General features: G+C 69.0%; 24 protein-coding genes and 1 tRNA gene. 19 read left to right on the plus strand and 6 right to left on the minus strand.

What is annotated here, in order from left to right:
• Positions 1–41 precede the first annotated feature (41 nt).
• The gene (glgA, locus tag CWN80_RS07105) at positions 42–1238 is read left to right on the plus strand and encodes a glycogen synthase (RefSeq protein ID WP_128277068.1); all 1197 of its coding nucleotides are present in this window, start codon (positions 42–44) and stop codon (positions 1236–1238) included.
• On the opposite strand, the gene CWN80_RS07110 is transcribed toward glgA, so the two are convergent.
• Together CWN80_RS07110 and CWN80_RS07115 are read right to left on the minus strand one after the other, a co-directional pair.
• Positions 1211–1753, minus strand: coding sequence for a GNAT family N-acetyltransferase (locus tag CWN80_RS07110; RefSeq protein ID WP_040881281.1), 543 nt, complete (start codon positions 1751–1753; stop codon positions 1211–1213). The two genes, glgA and CWN80_RS07110, sit on opposite strands and share 28 nt — an antisense overlap.
• Entirely contained in the window at positions 1753–2508 is a 756-nt protein-coding gene (locus CWN80_RS07115) for a hypothetical protein (RefSeq protein ID WP_007927539.1), read from the minus strand. The genes CWN80_RS07110 and CWN80_RS07115 overlap by 1 nt, the downstream gene beginning before the upstream one ends.
• Before the next feature lie 37 nt (positions 2509–2545).
• On the opposite strand from CWN80_RS07115, the gene CWN80_RS07120 reads away from it, so the two are divergent.
• From CWN80_RS07120 to CWN80_RS07150, 7 genes are read left to right on the plus strand one after another with little or no spacing between them, the layout of a single operon-like run.
• On the plus strand, positions 2546–3331 hold the full coding sequence (locus CWN80_RS07120; RefSeq protein WP_007927538.1) for an ABC transporter ATP-binding protein: 786 nt from the start codon (positions 2546–2548) through the stop codon (positions 3329–3331).
• 25 nt (positions 3332–3356) lie between these two features.
• Positions 3357–3812 (plus strand): NfeD family protein, encoded by a 456-nt coding sequence (locus CWN80_RS07125; protein WP_007927537.1) that lies wholly within the window; start codon positions 3357–3359, stop codon positions 3810–3812.
• Positions 3813–3839: 27 nt separating this feature from the next.
• A complete protein-coding gene (locus tag CWN80_RS07130) occupies positions 3840–5027 on the plus strand; it encodes an SPFH domain-containing protein (protein ID WP_007927536.1) in 1188 nt (395 codons plus the stop codon).
• Positions 5028–5082: 55 nt separating this feature from the next.
• Entirely contained in the window at positions 5083–5856 is a 774-nt protein-coding gene (locus tag CWN80_RS07135; protein WP_040881279.1) for a sulfite exporter TauE/SafE family protein, read from the plus strand.
• The gene (locus CWN80_RS07140) at positions 5853–6578 is read left to right on the plus strand and encodes a sulfite exporter TauE/SafE family protein (RefSeq protein ID WP_007927534.1); all 726 of its coding nucleotides are present in this window, start codon (positions 5853–5855) and stop codon (positions 6576–6578) included. Before CWN80_RS07135 ends, CWN80_RS07140 begins: the two co-directional genes overlap by 4 nt.
• Before the next feature lie 9 nt (positions 6579–6587).
• Entirely contained in the window at positions 6588–7397 is an 810-nt protein-coding gene (locus CWN80_RS07145) for a TrmH family RNA methyltransferase (RefSeq protein ID WP_007927530.1), read from the plus strand.
• On the plus strand, positions 7394–7507 hold the full coding sequence (locus CWN80_RS07150) for a DivIVA domain-containing protein (protein WP_128277069.1): 114 nt from the start codon (positions 7394–7396) through the stop codon (positions 7505–7507). The genes CWN80_RS07145 and CWN80_RS07150 overlap by 4 nt, the downstream gene beginning before the upstream one ends.
• 35 nt (positions 7508–7542) lie before the next feature.
• Here the strand turns inward: CWN80_RS07150 and CWN80_RS07155 are convergent, their stop codons facing one another.
• Positions 7543–8088 carry a YbhB/YbcL family Raf kinase inhibitor-like protein gene (locus CWN80_RS07155; RefSeq protein ID WP_128277070.1) on the minus strand — a complete coding sequence of 182 codons (546 nt, stop codon included), beginning with the start codon at positions 8086–8088 and terminating at the stop codon, positions 7543–7545.
• Between the two features lie 55 nt (positions 8089–8143).
• Here CWN80_RS07155 and CWN80_RS07160 point away from each other — a divergent pair, with 55 nt between their 5' ends.
• From CWN80_RS07160 to CWN80_RS07200, 10 genes are all read left to right on the plus strand, one after another.
• Positions 8144–8581 carry a VOC family protein gene (locus CWN80_RS07160; RefSeq protein ID WP_007927526.1) on the plus strand — a complete coding sequence of 146 codons (438 nt, stop codon included), beginning with the start codon at positions 8144–8146 and terminating at the stop codon, positions 8579–8581.
• Positions 8582–8696: 115 nt separating this feature from the next.
• Positions 8697–8782 (plus strand) — tRNA-Leu (locus CWN80_RS07165).
• A 755-nt stretch (positions 8783–9537) separates the two neighbouring features.
• Complete coding sequence (locus tag CWN80_RS07170; protein WP_128277071.1) at positions 9538–10026, plus strand: hypothetical protein; 489 nt, start codon at positions 9538–9540, stop codon at positions 10024–10026.
• Positions 10023–10292, plus strand: a complete 270-nt coding sequence (locus tag CWN80_RS07175; protein WP_007927521.1) for a hypothetical protein — start codon at positions 10023–10025, stop codon at positions 10290–10292. The genes CWN80_RS07170 and CWN80_RS07175 overlap by 4 nt, the downstream gene beginning before the upstream one ends.
• Before the next feature lie 38 nt (positions 10293–10330).
• On the plus strand, positions 10331–10807 hold the full coding sequence (locus tag CWN80_RS07180; protein WP_007927519.1) for a hypothetical protein: 477 nt from the start codon (positions 10331–10333) through the stop codon (positions 10805–10807).
• 239 nt (positions 10808–11046) lie between these two features.
• Entirely contained in the window at positions 11047–11214 is a 168-nt protein-coding gene (locus CWN80_RS15530) for a hypothetical protein (RefSeq protein WP_007927517.1), read from the plus strand.
• Between the two features lie 2 nt (positions 11215–11216).
• A complete protein-coding gene (locus CWN80_RS07185) occupies positions 11217–11480 on the plus strand; it encodes a hypothetical protein (protein WP_128277072.1) in 264 nt (87 codons plus the stop codon).
• 125 nt (positions 11481–11605) lie between these two features.
• On the plus strand, positions 11606–11983 hold the full coding sequence (locus CWN80_RS07190; protein WP_007927515.1) for a TIR domain-containing protein: 378 nt from the start codon (positions 11606–11608) through the stop codon (positions 11981–11983).
• A gap of 1 nt (position 11984) precedes the next feature.
• Entirely contained in the window at positions 11985–12962 is a 978-nt protein-coding gene (locus tag CWN80_RS07195; protein WP_128277073.1) for a caspase family protein, read from the plus strand.
• Positions 12959–13429 carry a hypothetical protein gene (locus tag CWN80_RS07200; protein ID WP_007927510.1) on the plus strand — a complete coding sequence of 157 codons (471 nt, stop codon included), beginning with the start codon at positions 12959–12961 and terminating at the stop codon, positions 13427–13429. Before CWN80_RS07195 ends, CWN80_RS07200 begins: the two co-directional genes overlap by 4 nt.
• Positions 13430–13443: 14 nt before the next feature.
• On the opposite strand, the gene CWN80_RS07205 is transcribed toward CWN80_RS07200, so the two are convergent.
• Positions 13444–13635, minus strand: coding sequence for a hypothetical protein (locus CWN80_RS07205; RefSeq protein WP_007927508.1), 192 nt, complete (start codon positions 13633–13635; stop codon positions 13444–13446).
• 326 nt (positions 13636–13961) lie between these two features.
• Here CWN80_RS07205 and CWN80_RS07210 point away from each other — a divergent pair, with 326 nt between their 5' ends.
• Positions 13962–14372 (plus strand): hypothetical protein, encoded by a 411-nt coding sequence (locus tag CWN80_RS07210; protein ID WP_238148107.1) that lies wholly within the window; start codon positions 13962–13964, stop codon positions 14370–14372.
• A 1207-nt stretch (positions 14373–15579) separates the two neighbouring features.
• On the opposite strand, the gene CWN80_RS07225 is transcribed toward CWN80_RS07210, so the two are convergent.
• Both CWN80_RS07225 and CWN80_RS07230 read right to left on the minus strand, forming a co-directional pair.
• On the minus strand, positions 15580–16167 hold the full coding sequence (locus CWN80_RS07225; protein WP_128277074.1) for a hypothetical protein: 588 nt from the start codon (positions 16165–16167) through the stop codon (positions 15580–15582).
• Positions 16168–16264: 97 nt separating this feature from the next.
• Positions 16265–17233: a hypothetical protein gene (locus tag CWN80_RS07230; protein ID WP_007927501.1), complete on the minus strand. Its 969-nt coding sequence runs from the start codon at positions 17231–17233 to the stop codon at positions 16265–16267.
• Between the last annotated feature and the right edge of the window lie 66 nt (positions 17234–17299).

A 17299-nucleotide genomic window follows, 5' to 3' on the forward strand; every position in this document is an offset into this window, starting at 1 on the left:
TGGACGGGTGCGGCGTCCTCCCTTCGCCCTAGTCTGTGGTCGTGCGCGTCGACATCCTCAGCAAGGAATACCCACCGGCGGTCTACGGCGGGGCGGGGGTGCACGTCGCGGAGCTGACCCGGGCGTTGCGGGCCCGCGGTGACACCGACGTGCGGGTCCGGTGCTTCGGCGACCCCCGGGACGAAGGGGGGACCACCGGTTATCCCGATCCCGCCGGTCTGGCGGGGGCCAACCCGGCCCTCGTGACGATGGGCGTCGACCTGGCGATGGCCGCCGACTGCGTCGGGGCCGACCTCGTGCACAGCCACACCTGGTACGCCAACTTCGCCGGGCACACCGCGGCCCTGCTGCACGGCGTGCCGCACGTCGTGTCGGCGCACAGCCTCGAGCCGCTGCGACCGTGGAAGGCCGAGCAGCTCGGCGGTGGCTACGCGCTCTCCTCGTGGGTGGAGCGCACCGCCTACGAGGCGGCCGCCGGGGTCATCGCGGTGAGCCACGGGATGCGCGCGGACATCCTGCGCAGCTATCCCACCATCGACCCAGACCGGGTCCACGTGGTGCACAACGGCATCGACGCCGACCTGTGGCGGGCGACGCCCGACCCCGACGTCGTGCGCCGCCACGGGATCGACCCGGACGCACCGTCCGTCGTCTTCGTCGGGCGGATCACCCGGCAAAAGGGGCTGCCACACCTGCTCCGCGCCGTGCGGGACCTGCCGCCCGAGGTGCAGGTCGTGCTGTGCGCCGGAGCGCCCGACACCCCGGAGATCCTCGCCGAGGTCGAGGCCCTCGTCGACGACCTGCGCCGCACCCGCCAGGGTGTCGTGTGGATCCAGGAGATGCTGCCCCGGGCGGAGGTCATCGCGGTCCTGTCGGCTGCGACCGTCTTCGCCTGCCCGTCGGTCTACGAGCCGCTCGGCATCGTCAACCTCGAGGCGATGGCCTGCGAGCTGCCGGTCGTCGCGACGGCGACCGGGGGCATCCCCGAGGTGGTCGACGACGGCGTCACCGGCTGGCTCGTGCCCATCGACCAGGTCGACGACGGGACCGGTGCGCCGGTCGACGCGGCGGCCTTCGAGGCCGACCTCGCCGCCGCGCTCACCGAGGCCGTGGCGGATCCGGAGCAGGCCCGGCAGCGGGGGCTCGCCGGTCGCGAGCGGGCCGTCGAGCACTTTTCGTGGACGAGCATCGGCGACCGGACGATGGCCGTCTACGAGGGTGTGCTGGCCTCGGGCTGATCCGCCGCAAGCCGCTGCGCACGCGTGATCTCGGTGATCACCTCGCCGAGATCGGCGCCGAGCAGCGGCTCCTCCCACTCACGGACCTCGATGCGCACCTCCCGCATGCCGAGGCGGCGCATGACCCCTCGCGAGCCGGCGTTGACGACCATCGTCTCCGCCCGGACCACCTGGAGCCGAGTGTCGGCAAAGCCATCGTCCAGGACGGCCCGAGCGCCCTCGACAGCGAGCCCCTGACGCCACCACCGACGGGCCAGGCGGTACCCGAGCTCGGCGGTCTCGCCCCCTTCGTCCGGCCACAGCGCCCACCACCCGACGGGGCGCTCGCCCAGGTCCCCGACCCACATGGGGCCGGGGACCCGTGGGCTCCAGTGGGCCAGAGCCTCTTCGCGGGTCCGCGCACGCGGCTGCAGGTGTCGCAGCACCGCGGCGTCGCCGTCGAGGTCCGCGAGGAAGGGCAGGTTCTCGGGGCCGATCGGGTCCAGCCGCAGCCGGCGGGTCCGCAGAGTGCGCATCAGCGCACCGGGACCCACCCGGCGAGCTGGGCGCAGGCCGCATTGGTCGCGTCGGCGAGGCTGTGCTCGCAGACCCTGGCCAATCGGCGCAACGCGCGGCTGCGGGTGTCGTCGTGGGCGGCGGTGACGGCGCCGGAGGCGGTGAGCCCGACCTCGGCCGCCACGGCGATCGTCCCGGCCAGCCCGATGACCTTGCGAGCCCGCTCCGGGAGGTCGGGCGGCAGCGCCCAGTCGGTGCCGAGACGCTCGTCGACGAGGTCACGGGCAAGGTCGTCCGCCCACGGCGTGCCGCGGATGTCGTCGAGCTCGTCGATCGAGGCGAGCAGCTGTCGCCGCAGGTGCCGCTCGAGCTGGGAGGGCTCGAGGGCCTCGATGCGGTGGGGCGGTACGGGGTCGGCGTCGTGGGTCATCCAGTCGATGCGCAGTCCCTGCGCGCCCGCCGAGCCGAAGGTCGAGATGCTCGGGACGAGCAGGCCGCCGAGGCCGGCCACGTAGAGGGCTTCGCCGGCCTCTGCTGCTGCGTCGGCGGCGATCGGACCGCAGCGGGGCAGGCTGCCGAGGTCACCGGGAGCCGGGAGGGCGACGAGGAGGGCGGCTTCGCCGAGGTCGCGCCAGATGCGGACCTGCTCGACGAGTCCCTCGGTGTGGTCGACGTCGGGGAGGGCACGCTCGACGGCGTCGGTGAGGGTCGTGCCGCCGGACCAGGCATGCGTGACCCACAGGGCGACACGGACGGAGGCGGGCAGCTCGGGCATCTGCACGATGCTAGTTGCTGCTGGGTAGGGTCGAGCCATGAGTGATGTCCTCGCCCTGGCCGGTGCCACCGTCGTGCGTGGCGGGTCGACTCTCGTCGCGGATGTCGACTGGGAGGTCGAGGAGGGGCAGCGCTGGGTCGTCCTGGGCCCCAACGGTGCCGGCAAGACGACGCTGCTCCAGCTCGCCGCGGCCCGCATGCACCCGACGAGCGGGGTGGTCGGTGTGCTCGGTGAGGTCCTCGGTGCGGTCGACGTCTTCGACCTGCGTCCGCGCATCGGCCTGGCCTCTGCATCGCTCGCCGAGCGGATCCCGAAGGGGGAGCGGGTCGCCGACGTCGTCGTCACCGCCTCGTGGGGAGTCGTCGGTCGGTGGCGTGAGCGCTACGACGACCTCGACCACGCGCGCGCGGGCGAGCTGCTCGAGGCCCTCGGCGCGGCGCACCTGGCCGATCGGACGTACGGCACGCTCTCGGAGGGAGAGCGCAAGCGGGTCCAGATCGCCCGGGCCCTCATGACCGACCCCGAGCTCATGCTCCTCGACGAGCCGGCCGCGGGTCTCGACCTCGGTGGGCGCGAGGACCTGGTCCAGCGTCTCGGCGCCATCGCCGGTGACCTCGAGGCCCCGGCCCTGGTCATGGTGACCCACCACGTCGAGGAGATCCCGCCGCACTTCACCGACGTGCTCCTGCTGCGCGAGGGCCGCGTCGTCGCCCAGGGGCCGATCGAGATCACCCTGACCGAGGCCAACCTGTCGCAGACCTTTGGTCTCGATCTGGTGCTGGAGCAGCACGGAGAGCGTTGGTCGGCCCGCGCCCGGGCATGATGGTCGGACACGAGACGAAGGGGGAATGACCGTGGAGTGGTTGGGAGACAACCTCTGGCTGGTCTGGTTGGGCCTGGCGCTGGTCCTCATCGCGATCGAGGCGGCGACCGTCGACTTCGTCTTCGTCATGCTCTTCGGAGGAGCGCTCGTCGGGGCCGCTGCGGCCGCACTGGGTGCGCCGGTCGTCGTCCAGATCGTGCTCGCGGTGGCCGTCGCGCTGCTTCTCATCGGGGTCGTGCGCCCCATCGTCAAGCGACAGTTCACCAATCCGGCGGCATCCGCCGACATCGGGTCGGGGGCCCTGAGCGGGCAGACCGCGCGGGTCCTCGAGACGGTCACCGAGACCGACGGTCGGGTGCGCCTGGCCGGGGAGACGTGGAGCGCCCGCGTCCCTGACGGCGAGGCCGCCTGCGAGCCGGGCGCCGAGGTCAGCGTCGTGTCCATCGACGGTGCGACCGCCATCGTCACCCGCCGAGACTGACGGCTCCGCCCGTCGAAAGGAACGCCCATGGGACCCACCATCCTGATCTTCGTGGCGGCGCTGCTGATCTTCGCGCTCGTCATCCTCTTCAAGACGGTGCGCATCGTGCCGCAGCAGACCTCGCTCATCATCGAGCGGCTGGGCCGCTACTCGCGCACCCTCGAGGGTGGCATCCACATCCTCGTGCCCTTCGTCGACAAGGTGCGCGCGAGCATCGACCTGCGCGAGCAGGTCGTGAGCTTCCCGCCGCAGCCGGTCATCACCTCGGACAACCTCGTCGTCAACATCGACACGGTCATCTACTACACGGTCATCGACTCCAAGCGAGCCGTCTACGAGATCGCCAACTTCATCCAGGGCATCGAGCAGCTGACGGTCACCACGCTGCGCAACGTCATCGGCTCGCTGGACCTCGAGCAGACCCTGACCAGCCGCGACCAGATCAACGGCCAGCTCCGCGGCGCGCTCGACGAGGCCACCGGGCGCTGGGGCATCCGGGTCAACCGGGTCGAGCTCAAGGCGATCGACCCGCCCATGTCGATCCAGGAGTCGATGGAAAAGCAGATGAAGGCCGAGCGCGACCGTCGCGCCGCGATCCTCAACGCCGAGGGCGTCAAGCAGTCCCAGATCCTCACGGCCGAGGGTGAGAAGCAGTCGGCGATCCTGCGGGCCGAGGGCTCGGCCCAGGCCGCGGTCCTCGAGGCCCAGGGCCAGTCGCGGGCCATCAAGCAGGTCTTCGACGCGATCCACCGTGGCAAGCCGACGCAAAAGCTGCTCGCCTACCAGTACCTGCAGGTGCTGCCCCAGCTCGCCACCGGTGATTCCAACAAGATGTGGATCATCCCGAGCGAGCTCACCGATGCCCTGCGCGGCATCGGTGGGGCGCTCGGTGGTGGCGACGGCGACGGCCCGAAGGGGGGCCTGGACGCCGAGGACTGGGTCGACCCCGGCCCGGAGGACGCCAACGTCTTCGACCAGACCTCGCTCGAGGACCCGGGCGATGCCCTCGCCGAGGCGCGCGGGCAGGCCGGTCAGGCCAGCCGCGAGGCCACCGAGCACGCGACGCCCGCGTCCCGGGTGCAGCCGGCGATGGGACCCGGTGTCCGCCTGCCCGAGCAGTCGGCGCCGCGGCAGTCGCCCGAGGCCCCTTCCGCTGACGAGCCCGGCGAGCCGCCGGCCGGCGATGCGTCCGGCGAGGCGCCTCAGCAGCCCTGACCCGCGAGCACCCCGATGACCGGACACCCGGTCCACCGTCACTAGGGTGGGCCGGGTGTCGTGGGTGGAGATGGGTGCAGTGGTCCTCGCCGGGGTGTGGGCGGGGGCGATCAACACCCTCGTGGGCTCGGGGACGCTCGTGACCTTCCCGGTGCTCCTGGCCATCGGCACCCCGGCTGTCACGGCCAACGTCTCCAACTCGATCGGCCTCGTCGCCGGTGGGGTGAGCGGGACCATCGGGTACCTGCCGGAGCTGAAGGGGATGGGACGTCGGGTCCTGCAGCTGGTCCCGATGTCGGTTCTCGGGGCGATCACCGGCGCGCTGCTCCTGCTGTGGCTGCCGCCGGAGGCCTTCGAGGCGATCGTCCCGGTACTCATCGGCATCGGCATCCTGCTCGTGATCTTCGGCCCTCGGCTGCAGGCGTGGAGCAAGGCCCGCCACGAGGACGGCGGCCGGATGCCGACGAGCCACCTGGTGGCGCTCATGGCCGGTGTCCTCGTCGCGGGCGTGTACGGCGGCTACTTCGGTGCCGCTCAGGGGGTCATCCTCATCGGCCTGCTGTCCGCCCTGTCGACCGAGCCGCTGCAGGCGCTCAACGGGCTGAAGAACGTCCTCGGCCTCTTCGTCAACGCGGTCGGTTCGCTCGTCTTCATCGTCACCGCACCCGAGCTCATCGACTGGCGGATCGCCCTCCTCGTCGCCGTCGGCGCGATCACCGGGGGTGTGCTCGGCGCGAGGTACGGCCGACGGCTGCCGGCCAATGTCCTGCGCGCCGTCATCGTCGTCGTGGGCCTCGCGGGCCTCGTGAAGTTCGTGTTCTTCCCGTGACGGGCTGGCTCGACCCGGTCCTGCTCTCCCTCGGCCTCGTCGTCATGTGCGGGTCGATGGTGCAGTCGACGATCGGCTTCGGGATCGCGGTGGTCGCGGCTCCCTTCGTCGTCATGCTCCGGCCCGACCTCATGCCGGCCTCGCTCATCGTGTGCGTGTTCTTCCTGCCACTCCTCCAGCTGCTCGGTGGCGCTCGGGAGATCGCGTGGCGACACCTGCGCTGGGCGCTCGGCGCCCGCATCCTCGCGACACCGCTCGGAGTGGCGCTCGTCGCCGTCGCCTCGGCCGATGCCATCGCCCTGACCGTCGGCGTGCTCATCCTCGTGACGGTCGCCGCGTCGGTGTGGGCCGTCGACATCGGGCTGGACCGGCGCAACTCAGCCCTCGCCGGGGCGATCACGGGCGTCTCAGGGACAGCGGCCTCGATCGGTGGGCCCTTCTTCGCGCTCGTGCTGCGCCACGAGCGGCCCGAGTTGCTGCGCGGCACCCTCGCGGCCTTCTTCCTCGCCGGCACGGTCATCGGGATGACCGGTCTGGCGATCGGTGGGCAGGTCGACCGCGAGGACCTGCTCGCGGGGCTGGTGTGGGCTCCCTTCGTCCTCGTGGGGCACCTGCTGGCGGGGCCGGTGCGACGACGGATCCGGCCGGAGTCCGTGCGGCGGGGGGTGCTCGTCTTCTGCGTCATCGCGAGCATCGGGGTCATCGCTCGCGCTCTGCTCTAGCCTCGGCCTGTGCCGATCCTCATCACCGACCCGACCGACGAACGCCTGCGCGACTTCGTCGGGCTGACCGACGTCAAGCTGCGCAAGGTGCTCGAGCCCGCCGGTGGGCTCTACCTCGCCGAGAGCGAAAAGGTCATCCGGCGGGCACTCGCTGCCGGCCACCGGCCGCGGGCCCTGCTCATGGGGGAGCGGTGGCTCACCGACCTCGCCGACGTCGTCGCGGACGCCGAGGCGAGCGGGGTACCCGTCTACACCGGGTCGGCCGAGGTCATCGAGGGGATCACCGGCTACAACCTCCACCGCGGGGCGCTGGCGTCGATGCACCGACCGCAGCTGCCCTCCCTGACGGAGGTACTGGGCGGGGCACGGCGGGTGCTGATCATCGAGGACGTCGTCGACCACACCAACGTCGGGGCGATCTTCCGGTCGGCCGCGGCACTCGGGACGGACGCGGTGCTCGTCACGCCTCGGTGCGCGGACCCGTTGTACCGCAGGGCTATCCGTGTATCGATGGGGACGGTCTTCCAGGTGCCGTGGACCCGGATCGACCCGTGGCCGGCCGCGATCGCCGACCTGAGGGAGGCAGGCTGGACCGTGGCCGCGCTGGCCCTCGCCGACGACGCGGTGGGCCTGGACGAGCTCGCCGCCGACCCGCCGGAGCGTCTTGCGCTGGTCCTCGGGACCGAGGGCGACGGTCTGGCGCGACGTACGTTCGAGCACGTGGACGTGACCGTGACCATCCCCATGGCCGGGGGAGTGGACTCCCTCAACGTCGCCGCGGCGGGAGCCGTCGCCGCCTGGGAGCTGAGGGTGCGATGAGCACCGGCGCCCGACCGTCCTTCACCCGGACCCGCTGGCGTGAGGGCTATGCCCTGTCTGACGTCGACGACTTCCTCGACGAACTCGCGGCGGGCCTGCCCGATCAGTAGGGCCGACCCGCCGCGCAGCGTGGGGTGCGGCAGCGTCAGCTGCGGTACATGCCGGTGATGACGGCGCGCCCGATCGTGTGCTGGAGGTAGTTGAAGGCCGCCACGGTGCACGAGACGGAGTCGTCGATGCCCAGGTCGTCGGTGTCGAGCGCGTGGACGGCGAAGACGTAGCGGTGGGCGATGTCGCCCTGCGGCGGAGCCGCGCCGCCGAAGGCCTTGGTCCCGTAGTCGGTCGCGGTCATGAAGGCACCCTCGGGCAGCTGTGCTCCGCCCTCGACCCCCGCGCCCTCGGGCAGCGAGGTGGTGTCGGCCGGGAGGCCGACGACGGTCCAGTGCCAGAAGCCGGCCGGGGTCGGCGCGTCAGGGTCGAAGCAGGAGATCGCGTAGCTCTTGGTGCCCTCCGGGGCGCCCGACCAACGCAGCTGCGGGCTGAGGTTGCCGCCGGTGAAACCCCAGTCGTCGAAGACCTGGGCGTGGGCGAGGGCGCCACCGTCGGTGAAGCTCTCGCTCGTCACCTCGAAGGGCGTCGTGGTGGGGAGGAGGTCGTAGGGGGACGGTGCGGTCGGTCGCGTGAGGTCCATGCCATCGACACTAGCGGGCTGGATTATCAGTGCGCTTTCGCGTTAGGTGGAGATCATGCTCCCAGGACGACGACCGCCCCACGACTACCTCGGCACCGTGCTCGGCACGCCCGACCCGAGGGGACTGGCCCGCTTCTACGCCGAGGTCCTCGGCTGGCGCATCCACAGCGACGACGAGGACTGGGCGACGATCGCGCCGGAGCGTGCGCACGTGTACCTCGGCTTCCAGCTCGAGACCGAGCACAGGTCGCCGGCTTGGCCCGCGCTGGAGGGCGACCAGCAGATGCAGATGCACCTGGACATCGAGGTCAGCGACCTCGAGGCCGCTGTCGCGGCGGCGCTGCGTCTGGGCGGACGCCTGTCCGAGCACCAGCCACAGGAAGAGGTCCGCGTGCTCATCGACCCCGCCGGACACCCCTTCTGCCTCTATGTCGGCGCTCCCGAGGAGGCCTCGCAGACGCCGAGCACTGGCGCTCTGCCGACCGTGGAGTGAGACCACCGGCGAGGCCGCGACGCCCGCCACACGGCGGATTTCGCACTCGCGTCATCCGCGTGTAAAGTTTCACGTCGTTGCCCCGGTGGCCCCCACACCACCGGATGCACCACTCGTCCGGGTGGCGGAATTGGCAGACGCGCTAGCTTGAGGTGCTAGTGCCCGTATTAGGGCATGGGGGTTCAAGTCCCCCCTCGGACACAGAGGGTCGTTTGCGTGGAAACGTGTTTCACGTTTGTACGGAACGCCTAGAGAAGGGCCGGACTGCTCAAGATCGAGCGGTCCGGCCCTTGTCGTTGTCCATGAGGGTCTGAGATCGGCTCTACGCCCGGGTGGCCGGGCCGACGAAGGCTCATTGGAGCCCCTGCAAGTGTCCTGCGCCGACGTTCGGGCAGGCTGAAGCCGTGCGGTCCATCTGGGGTGAGGTCGTGCGCGTGGCTCAGGCGTCGGCTTCCACAGGCGGGGCGTTGGGCTCGATGGTCGTCCAGCCACGAGTGGCCTCTCGACGGCGCACGCGCTTGATGGGGGCGGACGCGATGGTGGTCACGCCCACCTGATCTGAGCCAGGCAATGATCTTGCGCACGTTCGTGGCTGCGATCATCACTGCGAGGCTGAAGAGTTGGGCGATGAAGCCACGCCGGGGACGCAGTTCGGGATCGTCCACTGGAATGAAGCGACCGTCCTTGACCGACTTGTTCACCGACTCGACGCTCTGACGGCCCGTCGTGTAGTGCTCCTGCCAGTCTGGTGAGCGGTAGGCGTAGGTCTGCTCGTATTTCGCCCCGACCGAGGGTGGGAAGGTCATCGTCTTCTGCTCGCAGACCTTGGGAGCAGGGTTGAGGAGCATCAGCGGCAGGACCCGGGCCTTGGGGCGGTCGAGCGAACGTGGGTGGGGCTCGCGACGCGGGCAAGAAGCGGTGGCGGAGGCCCCAACAGCGGGACAGGCGAGTCGGGTGTGGCCTTCGGCGTCCGCTCGCTCCTTGGGCTTCAGCGCGTAGCGGTCTCGTTGCGCGATGCGCTCTGCGTAGGTCGTCCCGCTGATGCGCTCGGGGTCGCCCTCCTCGCGGAGGAAGTAGTCGATGGTGGCCTGAGCCCTGACGACGCGGTGCCCGAGATCGAGGGCATCCTGAGGGACGCCAAGAGAGACCCAGACCTCGTGGCCAAGGCCAAGGCCAACAGCGACGCCGACTTCAACGCGGACAACACCGTCGTGGCCTCCGTGCTGAGCAAGTTCATCGACCGCCGCGAGAAGAGCGAGGAGATCGTCAACGCTCTGTTGAAGGGGCAGAACATGGACACGTTCGCCCAACTGCTTGCCATGCTCGGCTTCCGGGAGTACCTCGCCACCGTCGACTACCACTTCCCGAATGAGAACGTCGCTGTCGAGGTCGAGGCTCAGCCCTCTCAATCGACTGCCAAGGTGAATGAGGAGGCCAAGGCGTGAACGTCCCGTTCGAGATCACATCCGGCCCCGGACAGTCCTACTTGATGCGTAACGTCAGCGGCCAGACGGTCGACCTCGTGACCGTGACGGTGGATCACCCAGAGGGCCTGACGCGCGACCTTCCATCCGAAGAGACGTTCGGTCCCGGAGCCTCGAAGAAGTTCCTCGTGCTGGCCACGTGGCAGACCGGAAGGCCGGTCGAGGTGCTCGTTTCTTGGGACGTGCACCCCACCCCGTACGCCCTTCCCCTGCCTCCGAAGAACTGAACTCGTGCCGGACTGGATAGCCGCTGGAGCCGGTCTGGGTGGCGGTTGTCGCTCTGATCGCGTTCATCTGGGGACGGGTGGACATCTACAAGGAGCGTGCAGCGCGGGAGGAGTCCGCGGCCCGCTCGCAGGCCATGGCGAACAGCATGGACCGTATGACCAGGGCGGTGGAGACTATGGCCGATACCACCTCCACGCCCGCCCAGGTCGAGGCCGCGTCCGCTCAGGCACGCAATTCCATCCGGTGGAGGATCAGGCAGGTGGACCGATCTTCGAACCGCGTCGTGTACGAGTTGGTCAACGCCGGAGATGGCATTGCGACGGGCGTGAGCGCGTCCGCCCCCGAGGGCTACAACGCGGCGAACATGCTGCACAAACTCCCTGTGGACGCGACGGTGCACCCCCACGAGGGTGTCCGGTTCTACCTCACCATGAGGATGTCGGTCGTGCCCATGGCCAGCATGCAGGTGCGCTGGGACGGGGGCGATGAGATGGTCCCAGTCACCGACCTCTGAGGCCGGACTGGGGACGAAACTACAGCGGTGTCATTAGCACCAACTAGACTTGCCCGCAAGAGCACCGAAGCCCCGGAATCTCCGGGGTGGGAGCATCCAGGGCTTGGCGTCTAGTTGGGCGAACTAGGACTCCGACTCTAGCCGCTCCCGTGGCAGTGCTCCCAATGGGCCCTCGGCCCAGAACGGAGGCGAGCCAGATGGCACGCACCGCGAGTAGGAGCGCCCGCACCGGACGCTTCGTGAGCGCTTCGACGGCACGTCGTAGCCCCCGGACCACCTCTACCGAGCGCGTCGGTCGGGGCACGTCCAACAAGACGACCGTCAACCGATCCACGATCACCGGACGGTTCGTCAAGGAGTCCACGGCCCAGCGTCACCCGGGCACCACGATCAGTCAGCAGGTCTGATCATGGGCTCAGGCTTCAAGATGACTCCCGGGTGGGAGAAGGCTCTGGAGAACGCTGTCCAGCCTGCGCTGAAGGACATCGCGTCTGACTACCAGAAGATGTTCGACAGCCTGCTGCGTCGCTACAAGGGTCACCCCGTCTCCGAGATCAAGCCCGTGCTCCGGCGCAAGTGGTCTCGGGTCGGCGGTTCGATCTCCGATCCGGAGTTGACCGACTACGCGACGCTGATCAGCGAGGGCACTCGCATCCAGATGAAGGTCAAGTAGGAGGTCGAGTCGGGGCGCGACGGCGAGGGGAAGCACCCGTCGCGCCCCCGGCTGCTCTCGGCACGGACAGGGCTGTCGGTGCTGGGTGATAGGCATGACCTCGACATCGACAGATAGGACCTGACATGGCCAACAAGACCGTCTTCATCGCCTTCGCCATGGAGGACGAGAGGACTCGCGACCTCTTCGTCGGACAGCGGAAGTTGGGCAACACGCCTTACGACTGGACCGACATGAGCGTCAAGAACCCCTATGACACGGAGTGGAAGGAGCGGGTCCGGGCACGCATCCGCCGCTCCGATGGGGTCATCGCACTCATCAGCAGCAGCACCCCTGACGCAGCCGGGCAGTTGTGGGAGATCAAGTGCGCTCGCGAGGAGGGAAAGCCGCTCCTCGGCATCTGGATCGAAGACGGCTATCGGACCAAGCCGGTCGAGATGGGGACGGCTCCCTGCAAGACCTGGACCTGGCAGAACGTCGGGGACTTCATCGACGGGCTCTGACGTGCTGCGACGCGCACTCGTGGTCGGCATCGACCACTATCCATCCTTCGGCAACCTCGGGGGCTGTGTGAATGATGCGGTGGCCCTTACGCCGGTCTTGGCGCGCAACGAGGACGACACCCCCAACTTCGAGGTGAAGACCCTCACCGCCCCGGTCGGGACCGGCCACGTCAGCCGCGACGATCTGCTGGAGGCGTTGGACCGCCTGTTCGCCCCCGGCGTCCACATGTCCCTCCTCTACTTCGCCGGGCACGGCGCACAGGTCGCGGGCGGAGCCGACGTGACTCTCGTGACCTCTGACGGCACTCAGCAAACACCCGGCGTCAGGTTCAGCGAAGTGTTGGAGAGGATCAATGCCTGCGACCAAGAGGTCGCGGTCATCCTCGACTGCTGCTTCTCTGGGGGCGCGGGCGGCGTCCCTGCCGCAATGACCGCCGGTTCAGTCCTTCGGCAAGGGGTGTCGATGCTTACCGCGAGCCGAGCAGATCAGACGTCTGCCGAGACGCCAGCGGGCCGAGGGCAGTTCTCCGCCTACCTGGAAGGCGCGCTGGAGGGCGGAGCGGCGGACGTCCTAGGTCACCTGACGTTGGCGGGCCTCTACTCCTACCTTTCCGAGGCATTCGGAACATGGGACCAACGCCCCATGTTCAAGGCGAATGTCGACCACCTCCAAGACATCCGTCGTTGCGACCCTGCCGTGCCGCTTTCGACACTGCGAAGGCTTCCCGAGTGGTTCCCGACGCCGGACCACGTGTTCCCCCTCAATCCCTCATACGAGCCGGACAAGCGCGACTCGGGCTTGGAGCCCCACCCTGAGCACGAGGCAGTGTTCAAGCAACTCCAGAAGTGCGCGTCCGCGAAGTTGGTGGAGCCGGTGGGCGCTGACCACATGTTCTTCGCCGCGATGCAGAGCGAGGGTTGTAGGCTCACGCCCCTCGGCAGGCACTATCGCCACATGGCCTCCGAGGACCGGCTATGACGATCTACGCAGTCTCGGGCCACCAAGAGGCACCGCAGTCGGTTTGGAGTCTGCTGGTGGCCCGGCTGCCAGCCATCCTTGGTGGCCCACCGTTCGTAGGACTATCCAGTCTGGCTGCCGGGGCTGATCAGAAGTTTGCCGAGGAGGTCTTGGGCCTAGGTGGACGACTGCACGTCGTCCTGCCCAGCGTGAACTACGAGTCATCGTTCGAGCAGGAGGCTGACCTCCTTCAGTTCAGGGCGCTCCTTTCGAGGGCTTCCGAGGTCGAGACGTTGGACTTCGCGGAGCCGACCGAAGATGCCTACCTGGCTGCCGGGAAGCGCGTTGTCGACCTCTGCGACGTCCTCGTGGCCGTCTGGGACGGCCTCCCCGCCCAAGGGAAGGGCGGGACGGCTGATGCAGTCGCCTACGCGTATTCGCTCAGCAAGCCGGTCACCGTGATCTGGCCTCCAGGGGTTCGCCGATAGTCGGGTCGGTGAGGCTACGAACCGCCGACCCACGCCTCCTCCAGCAGCACCGAGGCCACGACGTACTCCACCCTGTCCCGGTCGAGCGTGGGGGAGACGCGGACGAGGTGTTCGACAGCCACCTCCGCGACTGCGAAGGCGCTCGTGATCACGGCCTGTAGGGACGGGTCGGTGGGGACGCTGGCGGGGCTGGTCTGCTCTCTCATGCGCCTGGACTGTAGCCAGGCCCTGCGACACGGCAACCCGGCCTCCCTGACCGGGCTGGGAACGGCGGAGAGTTAGCGCGGGAACACCTCACGGCGGGAGCCGAGGATCGTCGCTACACCGCAGGCCAGGCGCGGAATCTGGAGCCGTACAAACGACCCACAGATTGATCGAAGGCCCCCGGTTCGCCGGGGGCCTTCGTCGTGCTCCGTGGGATGTCGTCAGCCTGCCCGCAAGGAGGCCGGACATGGGTAGGAGTCACCATGCGCGTGGTCGGGATCCTGTGGTGTGGTCGTCGCAGCAACTGGACGACGCGAGGGGATCACAGATGAGCACTGCGGGACGAAAGCGACCGGCGATTCATCGGCGGGTGGTCCTGGTCGGGACCGTGGGAATGGTGCTGGGACTGACCGCGTGCAGCAGCACTCCGCCGGTGGACGAAGGGGAGGTCCGGGCCGCGGTGTCCAAGGTCGAGGGCGTCTCCTCCGTGGAGGTGCGGGTGCGCAAGGGCGGCGGGGTCTCCGGGTGGAAGCTCGAAGGCAGGGTTGGCCTTCCGGCTGATGAAGCTGAGGCTCACGCGGTGTATGAGGAGTGCCTGCGGGCCTTGTCGACGGTCCCGGTGAAGGCGGGGGCGAACTTCAAGATCAGGCTCTTCGGTGAGTCGTCCGGGAAGGTGATCCCGCCGAGTAATGTGGGCGTGCCCGACACATGGGGTGCCCTGCGCGAGCACTTCGCGTAAGGGCTGTCGAATGTGCTCAGCCGGACACGGCGCGGCCTCGTTGCCGACACCTTCGCGCCCTTCGTGCAGTCGTGACCAGGGTGCGCTGGACGCCTTCATGGTGTCCATAGGTGATGGCTCTACTGTCGAGGGCGTTGATGTCGAAGTGCGGAGGAAGTAGCAATCGTGTCAGTCATCCGTAGAAGAACCGCACTCTTGGGGAGCGCTGCCATCATGCTGGGACTTTCTGCGTGCTCGAGCGAGCCACCGATCGACGAAGGCGAGGTCCGAGACGCCGTTGCCGGCGTCACCGGAGTCACATCAGTGGATCTTCGGATGCGCGAGGGCGGCGGGGTCTCAGGCTGGTTCCTCGAGGGAACGATTGGGCTTCCGGCAGAGGAAGGGGAGGCGGAGGCCGTCTTCGAGTAGTGCCTTCGCGTCATCGCGAGGGTGCCGACCACGTCCGACAGAAACTTCTCGATCGCTATATACGGCGAGACATCGGGGCGGACGATCGTGCCCGGCGATATCGGCGTCCCCGAGACCTGGAATCGGATGCGCGAGCAGTTCAATTGATCTGTTCCTGGCCCGCCTGTGGTTGCTGAGGCGATGGTGCTCATGTGCGGCCGCGACCATGCGCTGGGGCATAGCGGAGCGGTTCACACCAGGCGCGAGGCCCCGATCCTGTGGTGGGGTCGTGGCAACACCTGGACGACGCGAGGGGGATGAGACATGAGCACAGTCGGCAGGAACGGACGGGCTGTTCACCGGCGGGTGGTCCTGGTCGGGGCCGTGGGGGCGGTGCTGGGACTGACTGCGTGCAGCAGCACTCCGCCGGTGGACGAAGGGGAGGTCCGGGCCGCGGTGTCCAAGGCCGAGGGCGTCTCCTCCGTGGAGGTGCGGGTGCGCAAGGGCGGCGGGGTCTCGGGATGGTTCCTGGAGGGGACGATTGGTCTCCCGGCAGAGGAGGCGGTTGCTCACGCGGTGTATGTGGAGTGCTTGCGAGCTCTGTCGACTGTCCCGGCCAAAAGTTCGCTCAACTTCAGGATCGCGCTGCTAGGGGAGACGTCGGGGCGGTTGATCGGACCAAGGGTCGTCGGCGTCCCCGAGACGTGGCGCCAGTTGCGCGACCACTTCAGGTAGGCGTCGGTCGGCACGAGGGTTGCTGCGGACACGGTGAAGGTGTCCAGTGCCAGTGTGGAGCGAGCGCCCCCGGTGAGGGTCAGCCTCAAACGCAAGGTGCCTCCGCGGCCCTCTTCCCGGTGAGGAGCTGGGAGTCGTCGATCTGCCACGTCTTGCCTTGGTCAGGTGTGTGGAAGCTGACCAGGTGCACGTTCTCCTGAGGGCCCTTGGGCGCTGGCTTGTTGTCGTTGTTCGGATCGGTGGTGACGTCCTTGTCGCCCTTGAAGTAGCGGGCCGTGGAAGTGCTGCACTGGTACAGCGTCAGGTTCCAACCGCCGGGGGCGTCGGGGTCGGACGTGGCGAGGTGGACTGAGTTGACCTTGACGGTGCCCTTCTCGACAACGCCGGCTTCCTTCATCGCCGTGACGTTGCGGTTGAAGGTGTCGATGTAGTCCTCGGTGGCCCAGGGCGTGTCGTCCGACAGCTTCGTGTTGGGGTCGTGTGCGCGCCGCTTGGATTCGGTGGCTCTGGCCGCATCGACGGCGTAGTCGTCGTCGTAGGTCAGGTCGGCCGAGCTGCTGGACGTGCTGGTCGTGGAGGATCCTTCGCTGTCTGAGCCGCCGCAGGCGGTCAGCCCGATCAGGGCGATGGCGCACGCGGTGGCCTGGATCGTTCGGCTGGGCGTGGTGCGCATGGTGTCCTCTCGGTCGGTGGCGACGGATGTCGCGTCAAGGTCCCCGTGCCTAGCCCAGCACGCGGTCGACGCGCGCATCTCGACACGAGACGCGTTGTCAGTCAGGTGCCAGCAACGTGTCCGCGAGGGCGTTGAGGGTGGTGCCCCACAGGGCGGGTGGGTCGATGAGGCCGAGGGTGCGGGAGTCAGGGTGGTCGGTCGTGATCCACCAGCGGGTGTCGGGATCGAGCTCTTGGGGGTGGACATCGATGTCGCCGACGGAGGTGGAGGCTTGCACGTGGATGCGGGTGGTCGCCCGGGTGGCCAGATCGTCGGTGGTCACGCCGAGTGCGGTGGTGAGGGTGTCCCGGCTGGCGTCGGGAAGCGCGGTGGCGTTGACGCGCGCGTGGGTGAGGGCGTCGACGAGGGCGTGGCCGAGCTGCTCGGGCGCATCGGCGGGGACGGTGGTGATCCATCCGTTGGGAGCGCTCCCCGGGTCGGCGCGGATGGACGTGAGTGCTTGGACGGCCCACTGGTTGCCGTGGCGCGTGAGGATGGCTTCGGCGAGGTTGGGGATGTCGTCGATCGCGGCAGTGGGCGCACCGTCGGTCGTAGTCGCTGCTGTGGGGGTGCGAGGGACGACCTTCTCGCTGAGGCGGGCTGCCTCGGCGAGGGCCTCACGGGCTCGGGTTGCGATGTCCGCGGCTTCACGGGCGGGGGGCAGCTCGGGGTGTCCGCTGTAGCCCCTGCCGGCGACGGTCTCGTAGGGGGCGAAGAGGACGTCGCCGTCGATGAGGGTGATGCCCACGTGGGTGGTGGCGGCTTCCATCGCCCGCCAGGTCGGGAAGCCGAGCTCGTCGCTGACGGGTGTGACGTCGATGGAGGCCGCCTTGGGGAGCTGCTCCGCGGGCTCCTCGCGGGAGCGCGCAAGTGCCGCGGTAATGGCCTCGGCGAGCTCGGTGCCGCTGGAGCGGGTGGTCAGGTGGTGGAACTGCCCGTTGGGCCAGTAGAGCCCGGCCCGGGACAGGGAGGTGACGAGCAGACGCTCGCCGTGCTGGGTGATCTCGGCGCGCGGGTAGATCGGCATCAGGGACGCTCCTTGGCGAGGTTCACACCTGCACCTTCTGCTCCTGCGAGGTCCTCGTCAAGCGCT

The organism is Janibacter hoylei PVAS-1 (genome assembly GCF_004025845.1).
Classification (GTDB): Bacteria; Actinomycetota; Actinomycetes; order Actinomycetales; family Dermatophilaceae; genus Janibacter; species Janibacter hoylei.